Origin of the sequence: Micromonospora sp. M71_S20 (genome assembly GCF_003664255.1) — a bacterium.
Taxonomy (GTDB): domain Bacteria; phylum Actinomycetota; class Actinomycetes; order Mycobacteriales; family Micromonosporaceae; genus Micromonospora.
The window spans coordinates 717,573-736,840 of the sequence record NZ_RCCV01000002.1 but is presented as its reverse complement, the minus strand read 5'-3'; the positions used below and the strand labels follow the sequence as shown (position 1 = coordinate 736,840).

18 protein-coding genes and 1 pseudogene are annotated in these 19,268 nt (G+C 75.1%); 7 read left to right on the top strand and 12 right to left on the bottom strand.

Annotation, left to right across the window (positions count from 1 at the left end):
* Positions 1–29: 29 nt before the first annotated feature.
* Together DER29_RS24325 and DER29_RS24320 are read right to left on the bottom strand one after the other, a co-directional pair.
* The gene (locus DER29_RS24325; RefSeq protein ID WP_121399937.1) at positions 30–1,232 is read right to left on the bottom strand and encodes an SAM-dependent methyltransferase; all 1,203 of its coding nucleotides are present in this window, start codon (positions 1,230–1,232) and stop codon (positions 30–32) included.
* Between the two features lie 172 nt (positions 1,233–1,404).
* The gene (locus DER29_RS24320; RefSeq protein WP_121399936.1) at positions 1,405–3,093 is read right to left on the bottom strand and encodes a DEAD/DEAH box helicase; all 1,689 of its coding nucleotides are present in this window, start codon (positions 3,091–3,093) and stop codon (positions 1,405–1,407) included.
* 316 nt (positions 3,094–3,409) lie between these two features.
* Between DER29_RS24320 and DER29_RS24315 the strand changes: the two genes are divergently transcribed.
* The gene (locus DER29_RS24315; RefSeq protein WP_121399935.1) at positions 3,410–4,063 is read left to right on the top strand and encodes a ferritin-like fold-containing protein; all 654 of its coding nucleotides are present in this window, start codon (positions 3,410–3,412) and stop codon (positions 4,061–4,063) included.
* Between the two features lie 60 nt (positions 4,064–4,123).
* Here DER29_RS24315 and DER29_RS24310 read toward each other — a convergent pair whose 3' ends face one another.
* Together DER29_RS24310 and DER29_RS24305 are read right to left on the bottom strand one after the other, a co-directional pair.
* Positions 4,124–4,351 (bottom strand): DUF3107 domain-containing protein, encoded by a 228-nt coding sequence (locus DER29_RS24310; RefSeq protein ID WP_088960194.1) that lies wholly within the window; start codon positions 4,349–4,351, stop codon positions 4,124–4,126.
* A 65-nt stretch (positions 4,352–4,416) separates the two neighbouring features.
* Entirely contained in the window at positions 4,417–5,055 is a 639-nt protein-coding gene (locus DER29_RS24305; protein ID WP_088998297.1) for a TetR/AcrR family transcriptional regulator, read from the bottom strand.
* 1,560 nt (positions 5,056–6,615) lie between these two features.
* Between DER29_RS24305 and DER29_RS36115 the strand changes: the two are divergent.
* The 6 genes and pseudogenes from DER29_RS36115 to DER29_RS24275 form a co-directional block, all read left to right on the top strand.
* Positions 6,616–8,355: pseudogene (locus DER29_RS36115) on the top strand (hypothetical protein); the annotation flags it as partial.
* A 38-nt stretch (positions 8,356–8,393) separates the two neighbouring features.
* Complete coding sequence (locus tag DER29_RS24295) at positions 8,394–9,368, top strand: alpha/beta fold hydrolase (RefSeq protein WP_121399934.1); 975 nt, start codon at positions 8,394–8,396, stop codon at positions 9,366–9,368.
* A 5-nt stretch (positions 9,369–9,373) separates the two neighbouring features.
* Positions 9,374–10,324, top strand: a complete 951-nt coding sequence (locus DER29_RS24290; RefSeq protein ID WP_121399933.1) for a DUF3152 domain-containing protein — start codon at positions 9,374–9,376, stop codon at positions 10,322–10,324.
* Between the two features lie 239 nt (positions 10,325–10,563).
* Entirely contained in the window at positions 10,564–11,289 is a 726-nt protein-coding gene (locus tag DER29_RS24285) for a DUF3152 domain-containing protein (protein WP_233600118.1), read from the top strand.
* Positions 11,290–11,399: 110 nt separating this feature from the next.
* Positions 11,400–12,581, top strand: coding sequence for an adenylyltransferase/sulfurtransferase MoeZ (gene moeZ, locus DER29_RS24280; RefSeq protein ID WP_121399931.1), 1,182 nt, complete (start codon positions 11,400–11,402; stop codon positions 12,579–12,581).
* A 99-nt stretch (positions 12,582–12,680) separates the two neighbouring features.
* Entirely contained in the window at positions 12,681–13,502 is an 822-nt protein-coding gene (locus DER29_RS24275) for a prenyltransferase/squalene oxidase repeat-containing protein (RefSeq protein ID WP_121399930.1), read from the top strand.
* Positions 13,503–13,648: 146 nt separating this feature from the next.
* Here DER29_RS24275 and DER29_RS24270 read toward each other — a convergent pair whose 3' ends face one another.
* From DER29_RS24270 to proB, 8 genes are all read right to left on the bottom strand, one after another.
* Complete coding sequence (locus DER29_RS24270) at positions 13,649–14,164, bottom strand: SUKH-4 family immunity protein (RefSeq protein WP_121399929.1); 516 nt, start codon at positions 14,162–14,164, stop codon at positions 13,649–13,651.
* An 81-nt stretch (positions 14,165–14,245) separates the two neighbouring features.
* Entirely contained in the window at positions 14,246–14,866 is a 621-nt protein-coding gene (locus tag DER29_RS24265) for a hypothetical protein (RefSeq protein WP_121399928.1), read from the bottom strand.
* The gene (locus tag DER29_RS24260) at positions 14,863–15,480 is read right to left on the bottom strand and encodes a hypothetical protein (RefSeq protein WP_121399927.1); all 618 of its coding nucleotides are present in this window, start codon (positions 15,478–15,480) and stop codon (positions 14,863–14,865) included. Before DER29_RS24260 ends, DER29_RS24265 begins: the two co-directional genes overlap by 4 nt.
* On the bottom strand, positions 15,473–15,967 hold the full coding sequence (locus DER29_RS24255; RefSeq protein WP_121399926.1) for a hypothetical protein: 495 nt from the start codon (positions 15,965–15,967) through the stop codon (positions 15,473–15,475). The genes DER29_RS24260 and DER29_RS24255 overlap by 8 nt, the downstream gene beginning before the upstream one ends.
* A 27-nt stretch (positions 15,968–15,994) precedes the next feature.
* Entirely contained in the window at positions 15,995–16,321 is a 327-nt protein-coding gene (locus DER29_RS24250) for a WXG100 family type VII secretion target (protein ID WP_121399925.1), read from the bottom strand.
* Positions 16,322–16,323: 2 nt separating this feature from the next.
* The gene (locus DER29_RS24245) at positions 16,324–16,722 is read right to left on the bottom strand and encodes a YbaB/EbfC family nucleoid-associated protein (RefSeq protein WP_121399924.1); all 399 of its coding nucleotides are present in this window, start codon (positions 16,720–16,722) and stop codon (positions 16,324–16,326) included.
* Positions 16,723–16,850: 128 nt separating this feature from the next.
* Positions 16,851–18,095: a glutamate-5-semialdehyde dehydrogenase gene (locus tag DER29_RS24240; protein WP_121399923.1), complete on the bottom strand. Its 1,245-nt coding sequence runs from the start codon at positions 18,093–18,095 to the stop codon at positions 16,851–16,853.
* An 11-nt stretch (positions 18,096–18,106) separates the two neighbouring features.
* Positions 18,107–19,264, bottom strand: coding sequence for a glutamate 5-kinase (proB, locus tag DER29_RS24235; protein ID WP_121399922.1), 1,158 nt, complete (start codon positions 19,262–19,264; stop codon positions 18,107–18,109).
* Between the last annotated feature and the right edge of the window lie 4 nt (positions 19,265–19,268).

Here is a 19,268-nt window from a genome sequence, read left to right as displayed (position 1 = left end):
GGCGGGCAGGCGGCCCGGGCGACGTCCGGTCAGCGGGCGGCCGCGACGTCGTCGGGCGCCGGGGCGTCGGGGGCGGTGTTCGGCGCGGGCGCCGGCGGCAGCAGCGCCTCCAGCCGTGGGGTGACCGCCCACTGCTCGACCAGTTCCCGGTATTCCGTCCGCTGGGCGGCGGTCGGCGCGGTGCCGGTGCGTCGTGCCCGGATGAGCAGGTTGCGGGGGGTGTGCCGGGAGTCGACGAACTCCACCACCTCGGCCCGGTAGCCGTGCAGCCGGAGCAGCCCGGCCCGCAGCGCGTCGGTGAGGACGTCCGCGAAGCGCTCCCGGAGGATGCCCTGCCGGGTCAGCAGCTCGTACGGGGCCGGGGCCGGCCGGGCACGCAGCTGGGCCGCGACGTCGTGGTGGCAGCACGGCGCGGCGAGCACCCAGCGGGCCCGCCAGCGCACCGCCCGGGCCAGCGCCTCGTCGGTGGCGGTGTCGCAGGCGTGCAGGGCCAGCACCAGGTCGGGGGCGGGTTCCACGACGGCGTCGGCGATCGTGCCGGCCACGAACCTGACCCGGTCGGCCCAGCCCAGCCGCTCGGCCAGCTCGGTGTTGCGTCGCCGCTGGTCCTCCCGGACGTCCACACCGACCAACTCGACGTCGACGCCCCGCTGTGCCAGCCACCGGTACGCGGCGAAGGTCAGGTACGCGTTGCCGCAGCCCAGGTCGACCACCCGCAGCGGGCCGGTCAGGTCATCCGGGAGGGTGGCCGCCAGCGCCCGCAGGAACGCGTCGACCTGGCGGCGCTTCGCGGCCGAGCCGCCGATCTCGGCGAAGATCGGGTCGCCGGGGTCGAGCAGGTACTCCTTCGCCCGGTCGTGCCCGCCCGGCTCGGCGGCGGGCCGGACGGCGGCGGCCCGGTGCACCTGCGCCTCGCCGGACTTGGTGACCCGCAGCTGGAGCGTCGCGTCGGCCGTCTCCACGTGCCAGTTGCCGAACGGCTCGGCCAGCAGCGCGTCCACCGCCGCGTCCGCCTCCGGGCCGGGGGCCACGTTGCGGGTGTACGGGCGGGAGCCGTCGGAGGTGGAGATCTGCAACCGGGGGCCCGCCTTGAGCACGACCGGCCGCAGTTCGGCGCGGACCATCGAGGGGCGGTGTCCACGTCGGCGTCCGGCGGCCACCGCACGGGTGAGCGCCGGGTCGAGCAGCAGTGCCCGGACCTCGGTCAGGGCGGCGTCCAGCGGTTCGGGCATTGCTCCATCTTCCTGGTCGACCGGCGTTCTCTCCGGCACGCGGTCCGGCGGCGGTGTCCGACGCAGGCCTGCCGGTGTGGTGTCGCGTCCGCCCGGCGGGGCACGGCCCGGACGAGGAGATCCCCCGGCACCGGGTGCACCGGTCCGGGGGATCTCGGGTGACGTACGGCGGTCAGTCGGCGGTCGCCTCGGCCGGCGTACCGGCGGCGGAGCCACCCCCACGACGGCGCCGGCGGCGGCGGGGCTTCGGGCCCTCGCCCTCGGCGGCGGCCGGGGCGTCGGTGGCCTCGGCGGCGATCACCGTGGTCGACTCGCCCGCGACGGTCTCTCCGGCGCGGCGACGCCGACGGCGACGCGGGACGCGGGAGCCCTCCTCGGCGGCGTCGGCCGGCGCGTCGGTCACCGGCGCGTCGGTCGCACCGCCGGCGCGGCCCGCGCGGCGCTCGCCGCGACCACGGCCCTCGCCACGCTCGCCACGCTCGCCACGCTCGCTGCGCTCGCCACGGCGGGAACCCCGGCCGCCCTCGCCCCGACGGGACCGTCCGCCGCCGAGGTCCTCCTCGACCTCGGCCGACAGCCCGGCGCGGGTGCGTTCGGCGGTCGGCAGGGTGCCGCTGACGTCGGTGGGGATGTGCAGGTCGGTGTAGAGGTGCGGGGACGTGTGGTACGTCTCCGCCGGCTCCGGCATCTCCAGACCCAGCGTCTTGTCGATGATCCGCCAGCGGGGCATGTCGTCCCAGTCGACGAAGGTCACCGCGACGCCCGTCGCGCCGGCCCGGCCGGTACGACCGATCCGGTGGGTGTAGGTGTCCTGGTCCTCGGGGCAGTCGTAGTTGATGACGTGGGTGACGCCGCTGACGTCGAGGCCACGCGCCGCCACGTCGGTGGCGACCAGAATGTCGATCTTGCCGGCCCGGAACGCCCGCAGCGCCCGCTCGCGCGCGCCCTGCCCGAGGTCACCGTGCACGGCGGCGACCGCGAAACCCCGGAAGTCGAGGTCCTCGGCGACCCGGTCGGCGGCCCGCTTGGTGCGGGTGAAGATCATGGTCAGTCCGCGCCCCTCCGCCTGGAGGATGCGGGCCACGATCTCGACCTTGTTCATCGAGTGGGTGCGGTAGACCAGCTGCTCGGTCTGCGGCGACGGCCCGGTCTCGGCGGTGTGCCCGGCGTGGATCGTCATCGGCTGGCGCAGGAAGCGCCGGGACAGGGTGACGATCGGATCCGGCATGGTCGCCGAGAAGAGCATGGTCTGCCGGTCCTCCGGCAGCATCGCCAGGATCTTCTCGACGTCGTCGAGGAAGCCCAGGTCGAGCATCCGGTCGGCCTCGTCCAGCACCAGCGCGCGGATCCGGTCCAGCCGCAGGTGCTTCTGCTTCTGCAGGTCCATCAGGCGGCCGGGGGTGCCGACCAGGATCTCCACGCCCTTGCGTAGCGCGTCGATCTGCGGCTCGTACGCCACGCCACCGTAGATCGGCAGCACCCGGACGCCCCGGGTCCGGCCCGCGGCGGCGAGGTCCTTGGCCACCTGGATGCCCAGCTCACGGGTGGGTACGACGACCAGGGCCTGCGGCACGCCGTCGCTGCCCTCGCCCGGCGCGAACACCCGCTCCAGCAGCGGTACGCCGAAGCCGAGCGTCTTGCCGGTGCCGGTGGGCGCCTGGCCGATCATGTCGACGCCGCGCAGCGCGATCGGGATCGCGTACTCCTGGATGGCGAAGGCGCGGGTGATGCCGGCCGCGGCCAGCGCGTCGACGGTCTCCTGACGCGCGCCCAGCTCGGCGAAGGTGGGTGCCTCCGGGCGCACCGGAGCGGTGGCGGCCAGTTCCTGGCCGTCCATGAGGTCTTGAGTCAGCTCGCTCATATGGATTTGGGGGTGCCCTCTCGTGGGTGCGCCCCGTCATGTCCTCAGGGCGCGTTCGGTGTGGCGCGGGCCACACGGTCGGCGGCTGAATGCCTCGCCGGACCGGGCCGCACGCGCGCCGCGGGCCTCACACTTCGACCGGGCCGGCTGATCGCTCGGATCAGCCTGGGTCAGGTCGGCGCCCGTGGCAACTGCTCCATGCTACCTGAACCGACCCGGAGGCGTCCTGATTCCATGCGCGCGCGCCACGCCGGGGGTCACCCAGGTGACCTGTGTCACTTCTGGCCCGGTTGCCGACGGGCGGTAGCCTGCGCTCGTGTCCGCGACCGATCTGCCCGACCATGCCGTCGTCGACCTGCTCGGCCTGGTGGCCTTCGGTGAGCTGCTCGCCTTCGAACGGATGGCCGTCGACGCCCGACTCGCCCCCGACCTGCGCCGGCGGGCGGCGCTGGGCGAGATGGCCGCCGCCGAGATCGGCAACTACCGGCGGCTCGCCGACCGGCTCGCCGCGCTCGGCGTGCTTCCCGACGACGCCATGGCGCCGTACGTCGAGCCGCTCCAGGCGTACCACGACTCGACCGAGCCGAGGGACTGGGCGGAGGCGGTGACGAAGGCGTACGTGGGCGACGCCATCACCGACGACTTCCTCCGGGAGATCGCCGCGGCCCTGGCCGAGCCGGACCGTCAGCTCGTCCTCGACGTGCTGCACGACTCGTCGTACGCCGACTTCGCCGTCGCCGAGATCCGGGCGGCCGTCGAGGCCGACCCGAGGGTGGCCGGCCGGCTCTCGATGTGGGCGCGGCGACTGGTCGGCGAGGCGCTGTCACAGGCCGGCCGGGTGGCCGCCGCCGAGCGGGGGGCGCTCACCGCGCTCGTGGCACAGAGCGGCCGGGTGGACGTGCCGGGGCTGTTCGGGCGGCTGACCGCGGCGCACGCCACGCGGATGGCCGCCGCCGGGCTGAACAACTGACCGCGGCCGGCGTCCGCGACGGGCGATCGTCGGGCCACCCGTCGCGGCCGACCGGACCACTCAGCGGACGGTGAACCCGACCGCGCGCGGCGACGCCTCGGCGATCTCGACGTAGGCGACCTTGTTGACCGGCACGATCACCCGCCGGCCCTTCTCGTCGGTCAGGGAGAGGGTGCCCTCGTCCTTGCCGAAGGCGTCGGTCACGATCTGCTCGATCTCGGCCGGCGACTGCGCGCTCTCCAGGACCAGCTCGCGGGGCGCGTACTGCACGCCGATCTTGACCTCCACTGTGCCTCCTCATTCGGGCGAAAGAGCCGCCGATGGGAAGGCTATCCGATCTCGCGGCCGGATGTTCAGGCTGACTCACCTTGCAGCGGGAAGCTGGCGATGCCCCGCCAGGAGAGCGCCGCGACCAGTGCCTCCGCCTCGGCCTTGGGCAGCTGCCGGCCACGAGCCAGCCAGAACTGCGCGGCGGTCTCGGCCGCGCCGACCAGGCCGGAGGCGAGCAGCTCGGCGTGGGCCCGGCTGATCCCCGTGTCGGAGATGATGGTGTCGGTGATCGCCGCGATGCAGCCCTGCTCCACCCGCTCGACGCGCTGGCGCACCGCCGGGTCGTTGCGCAGGTCCGACTCGAAGACGAGGCGGAACGCCTCGCTCTCGTGGTCGACGAAGTCGAAGTAGGCGCGCACCGACGCGCCGACCCGCTCCTTGTTGTCGTTGGTGCCGCGCATGGCGTCGTCGACCTTCGCGAGGATCGCGTCACAGTGCGTGTCCAACAGGGCGAGGTAGAGCTCCATCTTGCCGGGGAAGTGCTGGTAGAGCACGGGCTTGGAGACTCCCGCCCGCTCGGCGATGTCGTCCATCGCGGCCGCGTGGTAGCCCTGGGCGACGAACACCTCCTGGGCCGCGGCGAGCAGCTGCTTGCGGCGCGCGGAGCGGGGCAGGCGGGTGGGCCGGCCGGCGGTCTGGGCACCGTTCCCCACAGCGGTCATGGGAACCTCCGAGTCTCTTCGTACGAGCCGGCAATTCACCCGAACCGGTCGGGGCCCGGGGACCCGTCGCGGAATTGGCCCGCCGCTGTAACTTATCGCCACTGTCACCACACGGTAGCCTCAGCGGGGGCGACCAAGGAGCGCGCGGTGAGTGAAACAGGGCAACCCGGTGCCGCCACCCCGGGAGAGCACGGCGACGGGACGGGTCCGCAGGACGACCTGGCCCGTTCCGGCAGCGGGTGGGCGCCCCCGGCGGCCAGTTGGTCCCGGGGCGGGGACATCTCCAGCCCTCGCGAGCCGGCCTCGCCGTGGGGTCCGCCCGAGCCGACCCCCGGCTGGGCCGCCTCGTCGCCGCGGCACGGCGACCTGCCGCCACCGCTGCCCGGCCCGCCGGCCGGGGCCGAGCCGCCGGCCCGGGTCAACGGCCACCACGCCAACGGCGTCGACCATGCCGCCGACGACGCGCCAGTCAACCGCCAGGCCCCGGTGAGCGCCCCGCCCGGCATCCTCGGCGAACAGCGCCGCGACCCGGGCAACGACCGGCTGGTGGTGCCCGCTCAGCGCCCGGCGCCGACGGCCGAGCAGCCGCCCCGGACGCAGCACGGGTTCACCGACCCCGAGTCCGGCCCGGCCCGGCGATCCTCCGAGGACCCGTCGGCCGGCCGGCAGAACCGCTGGTCGGAGCCGGGCCTGCCGACGTCGGCGCCCCCCGCCGTCCAGGTCCCGCCGGTGGGCACCGCCGCCAGCGGCTTCGAGGTGCCGCCCGGCTTCCACGCGCCGACGGTCGACCGTGCCGCGGCCGACGAGCCCCCGTCGGCCGCCGGCCCGGCGCGCGGCTGGAGCGACCACTACGCGCCGGAGCCGTCGGCCTCCGACCCGCGCCACTTCCCGCCGCCCGCCGAGCGCCCGCCCGCCGAGCGCCCGGTCGATGCGGCGCCCGCCACCGTCGACCGCGCGACCGCCGGCGACCGGGTCGCCGGCGTCGACCGCGCGCTGGGCGCGGACCGCGCCTTCCGCGAGGACCGGGGCGCCGACCCGGTCGCCGCCGGCACGCACGACGCGGCGGGGGAGTTCGGCCAGGACCGCGCCCCGGGCGGGCCCCGCGCCGAGCGGACGCCGGGCGCCGCCGGCCAGGACCGCACGGCCGGCGGGTTCGACCAGGACCGCACGGCGGGTGCCACCGGGCACGAGCGGGGCGGGCGTGGCTTCGGCGCGGAGCCGGGTGCCGACCGGTCCCCGGTCGCCGAGCCGGCGGCCGGTGCGCAGCACGTTCCGGGCGGCGACCGGGAACCGTCGTCGCGCTCCGAACCGGGCGGTTCGCGACAGTCGGCCGCCGAGTGGCCGCCGAGCACCGAACCGGACTGGACCGGCCCGAACTGGAACCGCCCGAGCTGGGGTGCCGCGTGGGCGCCGCCCTGGTCCCGGGATGAGGCCGAGCCGGCCGGTCGTCGCTCCCGCGAGGAGCCGGAGCCGGTCGGTCGCCGGTCCCGCGAGGAGCCGGAGCCGGTCGGTCGCCGGTCCCGCGAGGAGCCGGAGCCCGTCGGCCGCCGATCCCGCGAGGAACAGCCGCCGGCCTGGGCCGGTGAGCCGCAGCGACCGCACGAGCCGTCGCGCGGCGAGGCTCCCCGCCCCTACGATCCGCCCCGCGAGCCCGGCCGCCCCTACGACGTCGCCCAGACCGCGCCGGTGCACCGGCCGGCGTACGAGCGACCGCCCGCCCCTGTCGACCGGCCCACGGGACCCGAGGCCGAACCGTCGACCCCGACCGAGCGACCGGCCTGGGCGTCGGGCGGGTCGGTCCCCGCGCCGGCGGGCGCGCCCCCGCTCGCGTACGCCCCGGAAAGCGCCGCCGCGGCGCCCCGCGCCGAGGACACCCCGGACCGGGGGGTCACCCGCCCGTTCCGGCTCCGGCCGGAGAGCGCGGAGCCGGCCCCGAGGTCCCCGGGCGTTGCGCAGACCGCCGCCGGGCCCGTCGCCGAGGCCGCCACCAGCGGATTCGGGCGGCGTGAGGCCACCCCGCCCGCGCCCGCCCCGGCGAGCGCACCCCCGTACGCGGCCCGCCGGTCCGCCCCCGAACCGGCACCGACGGCCCAGCCGGCCGCCGTCGACCAGGCGCCGGACCCCGCATCGGCGGTGTTGCCGCAGCGCGTCCCCGCCGAGCCGGACGTGCCCGTCGTGCCGGAGCCGCCAGCCGTGGAGCCACCCGCCGAGACCCCCGAACTCGCCCGCATCGCCACCCATCTGCGCCGCGACGACGAGCCCGCCCCGCTGCGGGAGCGCCCGGAGGGCTTCGACGTCAACGCCATCCTCGACGCCGTCCGCGGCGTGGCCGGCGTCCGCGACGCGGCGCTGCGCCGTACCCCGGCAGGCGCGCACAGCCTGCGGCTCGACCTCGCCGACGGGGCCGACCCGGCCGAGGTGAGTCGGCAGGTCGCCCGCCTGCTCCAGGACCGGATGGGGCTGGCCGCCGCGCCGCAGAACCTGCCCGGCATGCCGGCCGCACCCGCCCCGCCGGTGCGCCGTCGCTCGGCGGAGCCGCGCGGCGCCGACTCCCGGTCGGCGGGCGTCGCGGCACGCCCCGCCGAGCCGTCCTCCGCCGAGCCCCGGGTGCCCGGCGGCAGGGCGCCCGGCAGCCCGTCGGAGGCCGCCGCGACCCGCGCCGAACAGCGTCCCGAGGCGACGCCCGAGACCCCGCGCCGGCGCCGGCAACCCGTCGCCCCGCACCGGGGCCGGGCCACGGTGGAGGAGCCCGGCTCGGTCTCCGCCGCCCCGGCCGGAACTCCGGCCGGTGCCCCGGCGACCGTCGGCACGTCGTACTCGGGTGGGCAGGTGACGACGACGGAGACCGCGCCGTCCCGGCCGCTGGACACCGGCGGCGCGGTGGGCCCCCGGGTGGTGATCGACCACGTCCAGGTGAGCACCTTCGGGCTCGACGCCACCGTGGAGGTACGCCTGCTCGCCGGTGGGGAGAGCGCCGCCGGCTACTCGACCGGGCCGGCCGTCGACGGGTACGTGCTGCGGCTCTGCGCGGTGGCCGCGGCGGCGGCGGTGGACGAGCTGCTGCGCGGCGGCGAGCCCGGCCCCGACGCCGGCCCCGACCGTGGGCGCTGCTTCGTCGAGCACGCCGCCGTGGTGCCCTTCGGCAACTGCGACGTGGCCACGGTCGTGGTGCTGCTGGTCTGCGACGGCTGGGTGGAGCAGCTCGTCGGCTCCGCACTGGTCGCCGGTGACCCCCGGCAGGCGGTCGTCCGGGCCACCCTGGCCGCGGTCAACCGCCGGCTCGAGGCGCTGCTGGCCTGAGCGCTGCCGGTCGTTGCGGCCCCGGGCAGACTGGAGTCATGAAGCGCGCCACCCTCCGGCCGGACCACCTCCTTCCCGAGCACTCCGTCCCACCGCCCTGGCCGGGGCGGGAGGTACGCCTCGACGGCACGGTGACGTACGTCCGGGACACGCCGGCCACCGCGCCCGACGCGGAGCCGGCGCTCTACGTGCACGGGCTCGGTGGTTCGTCGCAGAACTGGACCGACCTGGCGTACCTGCTCGCCGACCACCTCGACGGGCAGGCCATCGACCTGCCGGGGTTCGGCCGCAGCGAGCCGGGTCGCCGGTACACCGTGCCGGCCTTCGCCGACCGGGTGATCCGCTGGATCGAACACTCCGGCCGGGGGCCGGTGCACCTGTTCGGCAACTCGCTGGGCGGGGCCATCTCGGTGCAGGTGGCGGGGACGCGGCCGGACCTGGTCCGGAGCCTGACCCTGATCTCGCCGGCGCTGCCGTTCCTGGACTTCCGGCGCTCGTTGCAGGGCCGGATGCTGCCGCTGCTGGCGATCCCCCGGGGCGAGCGCCTCGCCGCCTGGCGGCTGGCCCAGATCGCGCCCGAGGTGATGGCCCAGCAGGTGATGGAGTCCTGCGTCGCCGACCTCAGCCGGATCTGCGACCAGCGCCGTCAGGAGGCGCTGGAGGAGATCCGGGTGCGGCACGAGGCCGCGCACTACGCCGCCGCGTACGTCCGGACGTTCCGGGGACTGGTCTCCAGCTTCCTGCGGTCGTACCTGCCGGGGTCGGGGTCGCTGTGGCGGCTCGCCGCGACGGTCGAGGCGCCCACCCTGGTCGTCGGCGGGCGGGCCGACCGGCTGGTGGACGTGCGGGTGGCCCCGCAGACGGCCCGCGTCGTCCCGGACAGCCGGCTGCTGATGCTCGACGGGGTCGGCCACGTGGCGCAACTGGAGGTGCCGCGCCTGGTGGCCCGGGCCGTGCTGGGCCTGCTCACCGAAACGGGGGACACCGCCCGGCGGTCCGACATGGCAGGCTGACCGGGATGTCCCCCGCCCGTCACCCCACCCCGTCCCGCCGTGCCCCCGCCCCCGCCGAGGGCCGCCGCCGTGCCCCCGCCGGGGCGCCGCCACGGGACGGCGGCGTGGACCTGACCCGCCCGCGGCACCGCCGTCCGGCGCGTCGGCGCCGTCTCGTGGAGCTGGTCGCGCTGGTGCTCGCGGTCGGCGCGGCGGTGGCGGTGATCGCCGACCGGCGGGGCGCCGACGTCGGCGCGGAGACGCTCACCGCCGAGCAGTTACCTCCCGCGCCGATGCTCGCGCCGGGGGCGGCCTCGCCGCTGCCGTCGTCGCCCGCCGCGTCGCCCTCGGCCGTCGAGCCTCCGCCGGCCGTGCTCCGGCTGCCCGGGCCGGTGCCGTCGGCGGGCCGGGGCAGCTTCGGCTACGACGACCGGGTCGGCCCGGTGCTGGGTGACGCTGGCACGCTGCGCCGCTACCGGGTCGCCGTGGAGTCGGGCGCCGGCGAGGACGCGGGCGAGTTCGCCGCCGCCGTCGAGCGGGCGCTCGCCGGGCCGGGGAGCTGGGTCGACGGCGGGCTGCGGTTGCAGCAGGTACGCGCCGCCTCCCGGCACGACTTCACGGTCTACCTCGCCACGGCGAAGACGGCGGGCCGGTTGTGTGCCGCCGGAGGGGTGGACATCCGGGTGGGCGGGCGGCCCTACACGTCGTGCCGGGCGCCCGGGAAGGTGATCATCAACCTGGACCGCTGGCGGCTCTCGGTGCCGCACTACGTCAGCGCGAAGGTGCCGCTCTCGGTCTACCGGACGTACGTGGTGAACCACGAGGTCGGGCACCAGTTGGGCCACCGGCACGAGCGCTGCCCCGGCAGGGGCCGGGTGGCGCCGGTGATGATGCAGCAGACGCTCTTCCTCAACGGCTGCGTGGCGAACCCGTGGCCGTACCGCGACGGTCGCCGGTACGCGGGCCCACGGCTCTGACCGGCGGCGATCGGGTGCCGGGCGCGGGCCGGGAGGAACGGCCCGAAGCAACCCCGGGGGGATGAGCAGGATTCGCGTTTATCGCGCGTAATGACCGATTAGCGTGGGACGCTCGACGCATGACGTCGTCGTCCCCTTCCGACCCGCCTGGCCCGGCACGCCGCCCGACGCCGATCCGGCCGTCGTCACCCGTGCCGGCGCGGTGGTGGCGTCCGCCGGCCCCGCTCCGGGACCGGCGGGTGGTGGGGCTCGGCGTGACCCTGCTGCTCGCGGCGACCGCCGCCGTGACGCTGACCCGGACCGGCGACCGCGCGACCGTGCCGACCTCGGGCGACGGGAACCGGACGTCGTACGCGGCGGGGGCGGACAAGCCCGCACGGCCGCCCGCCTACCCCCGCACGGGTACGGGCGACTTCACCGCCGCGCCCGGCGACTCCCCGGTGCGGGGCACCGACGGGCCGGTCCGGTACTACCGGGTGGCCGTGGAGCAGGGCACCGGCCAGGACGTCGCCGCCTTCGCCGCCACCGTGGACGAGGTGCTGGGCGATCCCCGCAGCTGGATCGCCTCGGAGGAGCTGCGGCTGCGGCGGGTGGCGGAGGCGGCCGACGCCGACTTCACCGTCTACCTCGCCACACCGGGCACCTCGGAGCGGATGTGCGCCGAGGGCGGGCTGAGCACCGAGGGCTACACCTCCTGCCAACTCCCGGGCCAGGTGATCATCAACCTGGCGCGCTGGCTGGAGGCGGTCCCCGACTACGGGGCGCCGCTGGAGATCTACCGCGCCTACGTGGTCAACCACGAGGTGGGCCACGAGCTGGGCGAGGTGCACCAGGCCTGCCCGGGCCCCGGCGAGCCGGCCCCGGTGATGCAGCAGCAGACGTACGGGCTGGACGGCTGCGCCGCCAACGCCTGGCCGTACGTCGACGGCTCGCGCTACGACGGCGAGGTCGTTCCCGGCACCTGAGTTATTCCCCTTCCCGCAGTTCGGGCGACGTGTCGCTCCTCATGGCCGACCGAGCTCGGTGCGAGTGACAATGGCTCGGTTCGCCTTCAGCCGATCCCGGGGAGTCCACCGTGTCGTTGCCCCCGCTCGTCGAGCCCGCCGCCGAGCTGACCGTTGACGAGATCCGCCGCTACTCGCGCCACCTGATCATCCCGGACGTCGGGGTCGAGGGGCAGAAGCGGCTGAAGAACGCCCGGGTGCTCTGTGTCGGTGCCGGCGGCCTCGGCTCGCCGGCCCTGATGTACCTCGCCGCCGCCGGGGTCGGCACGCTCGGCATCATCGACTTCGACACCGTCGACGAGTCCAACCTCCAGCGCCAGATCATCCACGGCGTCTCCGACGTCGGCCGCTCCAAGGCCGAGTCGGCCGCGTCCTCGATCCGCGAGATCAACCCGCTGGTCAACGTGGAGATCCACAACACCGCGCTGGACCGCGAGAACGTCCGCGACATCTTCTCCCGCTACGACCTGATCGTCGACGGCACCGACAACTTCGCCACCCGCTACATGGTCAACGACGCGGCGGTGCTGCTCGGCAAGCCGTACGTCTGGGGGTCGATCTACCGCTTCGACGGCCAGGCGTCGGTGTTCTGGGCCGAGCACGGCCCCTGCTACCGCTGCCTCTACCCGGAGCCCCCGCCGCCCGGCATGGTCCCCTCCTGCGCCGAGGGCGGCGTGCTCGGCGTGCTCTGCGCGTCGATCGGCTCCATCCAGGTCAACGAGGCGATCAAGCTGCTCGCCGGCATCGGGGAGCCGCTGGTCGGCCGGCTGATGGTCTACGACGCCCTGGAGATGGAGTACCGCAAGATCAAGGTCCGCAAGGACCCGAACTGCGTGCTCTGCGGCGAGAACCCCACGGTCACCGACCTGCTGGAGGACTACGAGGACTTCTGCGGCGCGGTGTCGGTGGAGGCCCAGGAGGCGGTGGTCGACGCGACCATCACCGCGCTTGAGCTCAAGGAGTGGCAGGACGCCGGGAAGGACATCTTCCTCGTCGACGTCCGCGAGCCGGCCGAGTACGAGATCGTCCGGATCCCCGGCGCGACGCTGATCCCCAAGGGCGAGATCATCTCGGGCGAGGCGCTCGCCAAGCTGCCGCAGGACCGGCAGATCGTGCTGCACTGCAAGTCCGGGGTCCGCTCGGCGGAGGCGCTCGCCGCGCTCAAGGCGGCCGGCTTCCGCGACGCGGTGCACGTGCAGGGCGGCGTGCTCTCCTGGATCAAGCAGATCGACCCGTCGCTGCCGGCGTACTGACCGCGCCGTCGGCCGAGGTCGCGGCGGGCCGTCCCGACCCCCGCGACCTCGGCCGATTCGCCGAGGCGCGATCACGTTTGCGCAGGTAGCGTTGCCGCCGTGGTCGACATCGATGCGGCGGTCGGGTTCGTCGTGGCACACGGGGACGCGGTGGACCGCGCCCGTCTGTCCCGGCTGCGCACCGGCGCGCCGCCACCTCCCGAACTGCTCGACGACGCCGAGGTCGGCCAGGCGCTTGACGGCGGTTGGCCGCCGACGCTGGACGGCGCTGTCTCCTCGGTGGACGCCACCTGTTTCCGCCTGTCCGAGCTGGACGATCTCGGTGCGCTCGGCCGTCCGGCCGCCCGCCGGGCGCTGGACTGGCTGGCCGCCCGTCAGCTGCCCGACGGCGGCTGGGAGGAGGACCCGGCGCTGGCCGACGTCGCCCCCGAGTGGGCCCGGCCGGGCGACCCCGAGGCGGGGTTCCACCTGACCGCGAACGCCGGGTTCTGGCTGACCGTCGCCGGCCTGGACGCGCGGGCGGCCGGACCGCTCGACCACCGTGTCGGCGGCGCGTACGCGGGCGTCGTGCACGCCGCCGCGCAGTCGCTCGTCGCCCGGCTGCGCCCGGACGGCGGCTGGCCGTCCTTCCTGCCCGGCGGCTGGCTCAGCGCGGCGGTCCTGCACCGGCAGGAGATGTTCCACGAGGCGGCGCGGATCCAGGTGATCCTCGCGGAACGGGTGCCGGAGATGTCTCCCGGCGACGTGGCCTGGTTGGCCGCGACGCTGCGCCGCGTCGGCATCGACGGGCAGGACTGGCTGCTGGGGCGGGCGCGGCGGCGGCTGGCCGAGACCCAGCGCAGCGACGGCGGATGGTCCAGCGACGACGGGCACCAGTTCGACGTGCACACCACGCTGAGCGCGATCCGGGCCTGCCGCTGAGCCTCGATCCGTCGGCCGTCGCCGTCGGGCGGTCGCCGCGGCTGGCGCACCTCGGCGTCGCCGGCCCGGGGGTGGCGCACGTCGGCGTCGCCGGCGCGGACGCCCGGAGCGCACTCCCCGTCAGCCGGGCACCGGACCGGCCGGCCTCACTTGAGCTGGCTGATCACCAGCGGCCACCAGGCGTCCGGGGCGAACGCGGCGCGGTCGATGCTCTCCAGGACGGTGCGCAGCGTCTCCGCCCGCTCGGCCCGGCCCGGCTTGCCCTCGTCGGCCTCCACGAAGAGCGCGAACTGGTAGAGGAACTCGACGAAGGTGCGGAAGTTGCTGTTGACGGCCTGGACGTCCTGCTGCTCCAGGTCGAACTGGAGGATCTCGCCGGTCCTCGGGTCGAGCACGTAGAGCAGGTCGGGGTTGTCGGCGACCGCGCCCACCACGATCAGCCGGATGTCCAGCGAGCCGTCCTCGGTGCTGAGCTGGATCGTGTCGAACAGCTCGATGTCGCCTTCGAGGAACGCGGTGTAGACGACCGCCACGTCGAGCGGGATCTCGTCGCCGGCGGGCAGCATGTCGGGGTCGAATCCCCCCTCCAGCCACGCCTCGCGCGGGTACGGGATGAGCTCGTCCTCGTTCCACAGTGAGCGGAACCGGGGGTCAGCGGCCATCGTTGGTCCTTCGCGTCTCGGGTGTGGACGGTGTGCGGGCGTCGCGGGTGGCGGCGCCGGGACGCCGGGTGCGCAGCGGCGTCAGGACGACAGGTCGGCGGCGATCAGCAGGCGCCGCCAGTTGTCGGCGTACTCACCGGCGTGCGGGCCCTTGCGGAGCCGCTGGTCCCGGACGCCGGGCCCGAGGACGACGGCCACCAGCTCCGGATAGGCGGGACCGAGCACGTGCTCGTCGAAGAACGTGGCCACGTCGGGCGCGACGACGGTGAACTCCACGTCCTCGTCGGGGTGCTCGTACTGGAAGACGTAGTCGTCCGGCTCCATCCAGTAGACGTCGAGATCCTCGGTGTCGAGGCGGATCGGCGCCCCCGCCCCGATCTCGCCGCGCAGCCGGGGCGGGATGCTGTGCACCTCGTGGCCGACCGCGAGCGGGCTGCCCATCGGGTCGTCCTCGTCCACCGTGCGGGCCGCCCAGGCTGCGGGGCTGCGGATCTCCTCGGGCGTCTCGAACCGGAAGTTGTCGCCGGCCAGCCGGCCGAAGAGCGCGTAGACCTCGGCCACGCCGGGCAGGTCGGGGATCGGTTCCAGCGGGGTCGGCTCGCCGATGACCACGCCGAAGCCGTGCTCGGCCTCCAGGCGCCGCAGCAGCGCGAGCTTCTCCCGGATGCGGTCGAGGCGCGCCGGGTCCTGCGGGCCGGTCACGGGATCACCTTCACGATGACCGGGGTGCCCTCGGGAACGTCCCGCAGCGCGACGGAGATGTCGCTGCCGAGCTGGCGATTCGTCCAGGCGTCCATCGGCCTGAGGTTATCGTACGTGTCCGTTCCGTCCAGTTGCAGCTCCTGGATGTGGTCGGGGTCGTAACCCTGGCCCCGGGCGGTGATCGGCCCCTTGCCCGCGTAGAGGCGCTCCACCACGTTCTTGTTGGCCAGGTACTTGTTCGTCTCCGGGGTGCCCATGTCCTGGGTGAGGCGGCCGTCCTTGGTCAGGCTGCGGATCATCCGGTCCCGGTAGACGTTGGTGCGGGTGCGTCGCTTGCCCGTGGCGGGGTCGTAGACCTTGTTGCTGTCCCGGTCCGACGGCGCCTTCTTCAGCGCCCCGTCCTGGCCGAGCCGTTGCAGGTCGCGGGCCTTGCGGTCGAAGTCCCGCCTGTCGAAGTCCGGCCGGTTCTTCAGCACCAGCACCGCCGGGCCCTTCGGCTTCGTGCCGGCCGACTTGGCGGTGCGGAAGACGTCGGCGTTCTCCAGGTAGGCCGAGACGACGCGGGCGCCCTTGGCCTGCGTCTGCCGGGGCGGGCTGGTCCGCTTCCTAGCCATTGAGCACCGTCTCGACGGCCATGCCGATGAGCTGGTCGATGATGAGACCGGTGATCATCTTGAAGATCGGGATCTGGAGGAGGGACGCCCCGAAGGTGACCGCCGCCGTCACGATGGCCTGCGCGATCTGGATCGCCAGCAGGGCCAGTTGGACGATCACCTGGATCTTCAGGGCCAGCACCACGCCCGCCGCGACCATCAGCCCGACGCCGATGACGGTGGCCGGGCGGGCGACGTCGGCGACGTTGCGGGCGGCCGACTCCTTGTCGTTCCACTCGCCGGCGAAGGCGGTGAAGCTCTCGCCCCGGTTGTTGTCGAGCACCGTGCGCGCCGCCGACTCCAGCTGCGCGACCGAGCCGGAGATCTGGCCGGCCATGCCGGTCCACTCCCCGGCGAGCTGGAAGATCGCCGTCTCGTCCGACTGGGGCCACTCGTAGCCGAGCATCGAGAGCAGGGAGGCGAGCTCACCCGGGAGCGTCAGACCCACCGCGACTCCTTTCGTAGGCCGGGCGGCTCAACCGCCCAGCGAGCCGAGGATCGAGCGGAAGGACGCGGCCACGTTCTCCTCGGCGGCGCGGTAGCCGTCGGCCATCCCGCGCAGGCCGTCGACGTAGCTCTCCAGCTCGGTGATGTTGGTGCCGAGGCACTCGGCCAGCGCGTCCACGCACGCCTGGTGGGCGACGCCCAGCAGCGACCCGATGTCGTCGCCGCCGAAGGCCGCGGCGTAGCCGCCGACCGCCGCCTGGAAGCCCTCGAAGACCTGGCGGACGGACTCCTTGGCCTGCTCCAGCTCGTCCGCGCCGCGACCCAGCGCGTCGATGTCGACGTCGAGGCTCTCCACGCTCAGCTCCCGTGCAGTTTCCGCATTGTCTCGCTGACGGCCTGGCTGATCTCCCGCATCTGCCGCAGGCCCTGGTCCTGGAGGCGTTCGATCGTGGCGGTCATCGCGGCGAGGTCGGGCATCGGTTCGCTGGCGGCGACCCCGTCGTCCTGGCCGTCGAGCGCGGCGTTGACCGCCTGGCGCAGCTCGGCGGCGAGGTATTCCGAGCCCTCCCGGAGCACCCGCGGGTCGATGTCGACGGCGCTGACCCGGCCGTCGGTGCCGAGCGTGACCCGGATCCGGCCGTCGGCGGCCTCGGCCACCGACTCCGAACGCTCCCGGGGTGCGGCGGCGCCACCCACCTCGCGCAGCGCGGCCCGCGCCTGCGCCAGTTGCTGTTCCAGGGCACTCTCGCCCAGCATGCCGCCTCCCCAAGACAAGCCGTGCCGAACCCGACCCAGACTAGCGGTCACCCGCAATCCGGCGGTGGCCCCGCCGCCCGGCGGTGACGCCTCCGGCCGTCCGGGCACATGCGAGCGTCGGGGGAGGGTCAGCCGCGCAGGTGGCCGTTCCCGGTCACCACGTACTTGGTGGAGGTCAGCTCGGGCAGGCCCATCGGGCCGCGGGCGTGCAGCTTCTGCGTGGAGATGCCGATCTCGGCGCCGAAGCCGAACTCGCCCCCGTCGGTGAACCGGGTCGAGGCGTTGACCATCACGGCCGCCGCGTCCACCCGGGCGACGAAATCCCGGGCGGCGGTGGTCGAGTCGGTGACGATCGCCTCGGTGTGCCCGGTGCCGTACCGCCGGATGTGCGCGACCGCCGCGTCGAGCGAGTCGACGACGGCCACCGAGATGTCGGCCGAGAGGTACTCGGTGGCGAAGTCCTCGTCGGTGGCGGGTCGCACCGCGGCCGAGTGGGCGGCGACCCGGTCGTCGCCGTGCACGGTGACGCCGGCCTCGGCGAAGGCGGCCAGCACCGGCGGCAGGAAGGCGTCGGCGACCGCCGCGTGCACGAGCAGCGACTCGGCGGTGTTGCAGGTGGAGAGCCGCTGGGTCTTCGCGTTGAGCGCGATGGCGACGGCCTTCGACAGGTCGGCGGCGGCGTCGACGTAGACGTGGCAGTTGCCCACCCCGGTCTCGATCACCGGCACGGTGGACTCCTCCACCACCGTGCGGATCAGGGACGCGCCGCCGCGCGGGATCAGCACGTCGACCAGGCCCCGGGCGCGCATCAGCTCCTTGACCGAGTCGCGGCTGGTGGCGTCGAGCAGTTGCACCGCGTCCGCCGGCAGGCCCGCGTCGCCCACCGCGTCCCGCAGCACGGCGACCAGGGCCGCGTTGGAGTTGGCCGCCGACGAGGAGCCGCGCAGCAGCGCCGCGTTGCCGGACTTCAGGCAGATGCCGGTGGCGTCGACCGTCACGTTCGGCCGGGCCTCGTAGATGATGCCCACCACGCCGAACGGCACCCGGATCTGGCGCAGTTCCAGCCCGTTGGGCAGGGTCGAGCCCCGGACCACCTCGCCCACCGGGTCCGGCAGCGCGGCCATCTGCCGCAGCGCGTCGGCGATGCCGGCCACCCGCCCCGCGTCGAGGGCCAGCCGGTCCAGCACGGCCTCGCTCAGCCCGGCCTCGCGCCCGTCCGCCAGGTCCGTCGCGTTCGCGGCCAGGATCTCCGGCGTACGCGCCACCAGCGCGTCGGCCATCGCCACCAGCGCGGCGTCCTTGGCCGTACGCGTGGCGACGGCCAGCGCCTCCGCCGCCGTACGCGCCCGTCGGGCCTGTTCGCTCACGCTCATCGCCGCACTCCTCACAGCAGTACGAGGTCGTCGCGGTGGACGACCTCCCGTTCGTACGCCGGGCCGAGCGCCGCGGCGAGTTCCGTGGTGGACCGGCCGAGCAGCCCGGGCAGCTCGACCGCGTCGTAGTTGACCAGTCCCCGGGCGACCGGCGCGCCCTCGACGTCCACCAGGTCGACCGGGTCGCCGGCGGTGAACGCCCCGTCCACGGCCGTGATCCCGGCGGGCAGCAGCGACTTGCGTCGGCCCACCACCGCCGCGACCGCGCCCGGGTCGAGATGCAGCCGCCCCCGGGGGGTGGTGGCGTGGGCCAGCCAGAAGAGCCGGGCCGTCGGGCGGCGGCGGCTCGGGTGGAACAGGGTGCCGACGGGCTCGCCGGCCAGCACCGGGGCGGCCAGCGGCGCGGCGGTCAGCACCACCGGGATGCCGAATCCGGTCGCGATCCGGGCCGCCTCCACCTTCGTCACCATGCCGCCGGTGCCCACGCCGGCCCGGCCGGCGCCGCCGATGTCGATCCCGGTCAGGTCCCGCTCGTCGAGCACCTCGCTGATCCGACTGGAGCCCGGGCTGGCGGGGTCGCCGGTCCAGAGGGCGTCCACGTCGGAGAGGAGCACCAGCAGGTCGGCGTGGACCAGGGCGGCGACGAGGGCGGCCAGCCGGTCGTTGTCGCCGAACCGGATCTCCTCGGTGGCGACCGTGTCGTTCTCGTTGACGATCGGCACCGCCCGCAGGTCGAGCAGCTTGCGCAGGGTGCGGTACGCGTTGCGGTAGTGCGCCCGCCGGGTCACGTCGTCGACGGTGAGCAGGACCTGCCCGACGGTGAGCCCGTGCCGGGCGAAGGCGGCGGCGTACCGGCCGATCAGCAGGCCCTGCCCGACGCTGGCGGCGGCCTGCTGGGTGGCCAGGTCGCGCGGACGCCGGGACAGCCCCAGCGGCGCGAGGCCGGCCGCGATCGCGCCGGAGCTGACCAGTACGACCTCCCGGCCCTCGGCGGCGAGCGCGCCCAGGGTGCCGACGAGCGCGTCGACCCGCCCGTCGTCCAGCCCGCCGGCGGCGGTGGTCAACGAGGAGGAACCGATCTTGACGACGACCCGCCGGGCCGCCGTGACCATGTCGCGCACCCGCCCATTCTGCGTGGTCGGTGCGGGCGGGCCCCGGCGCGTTCTCATATCG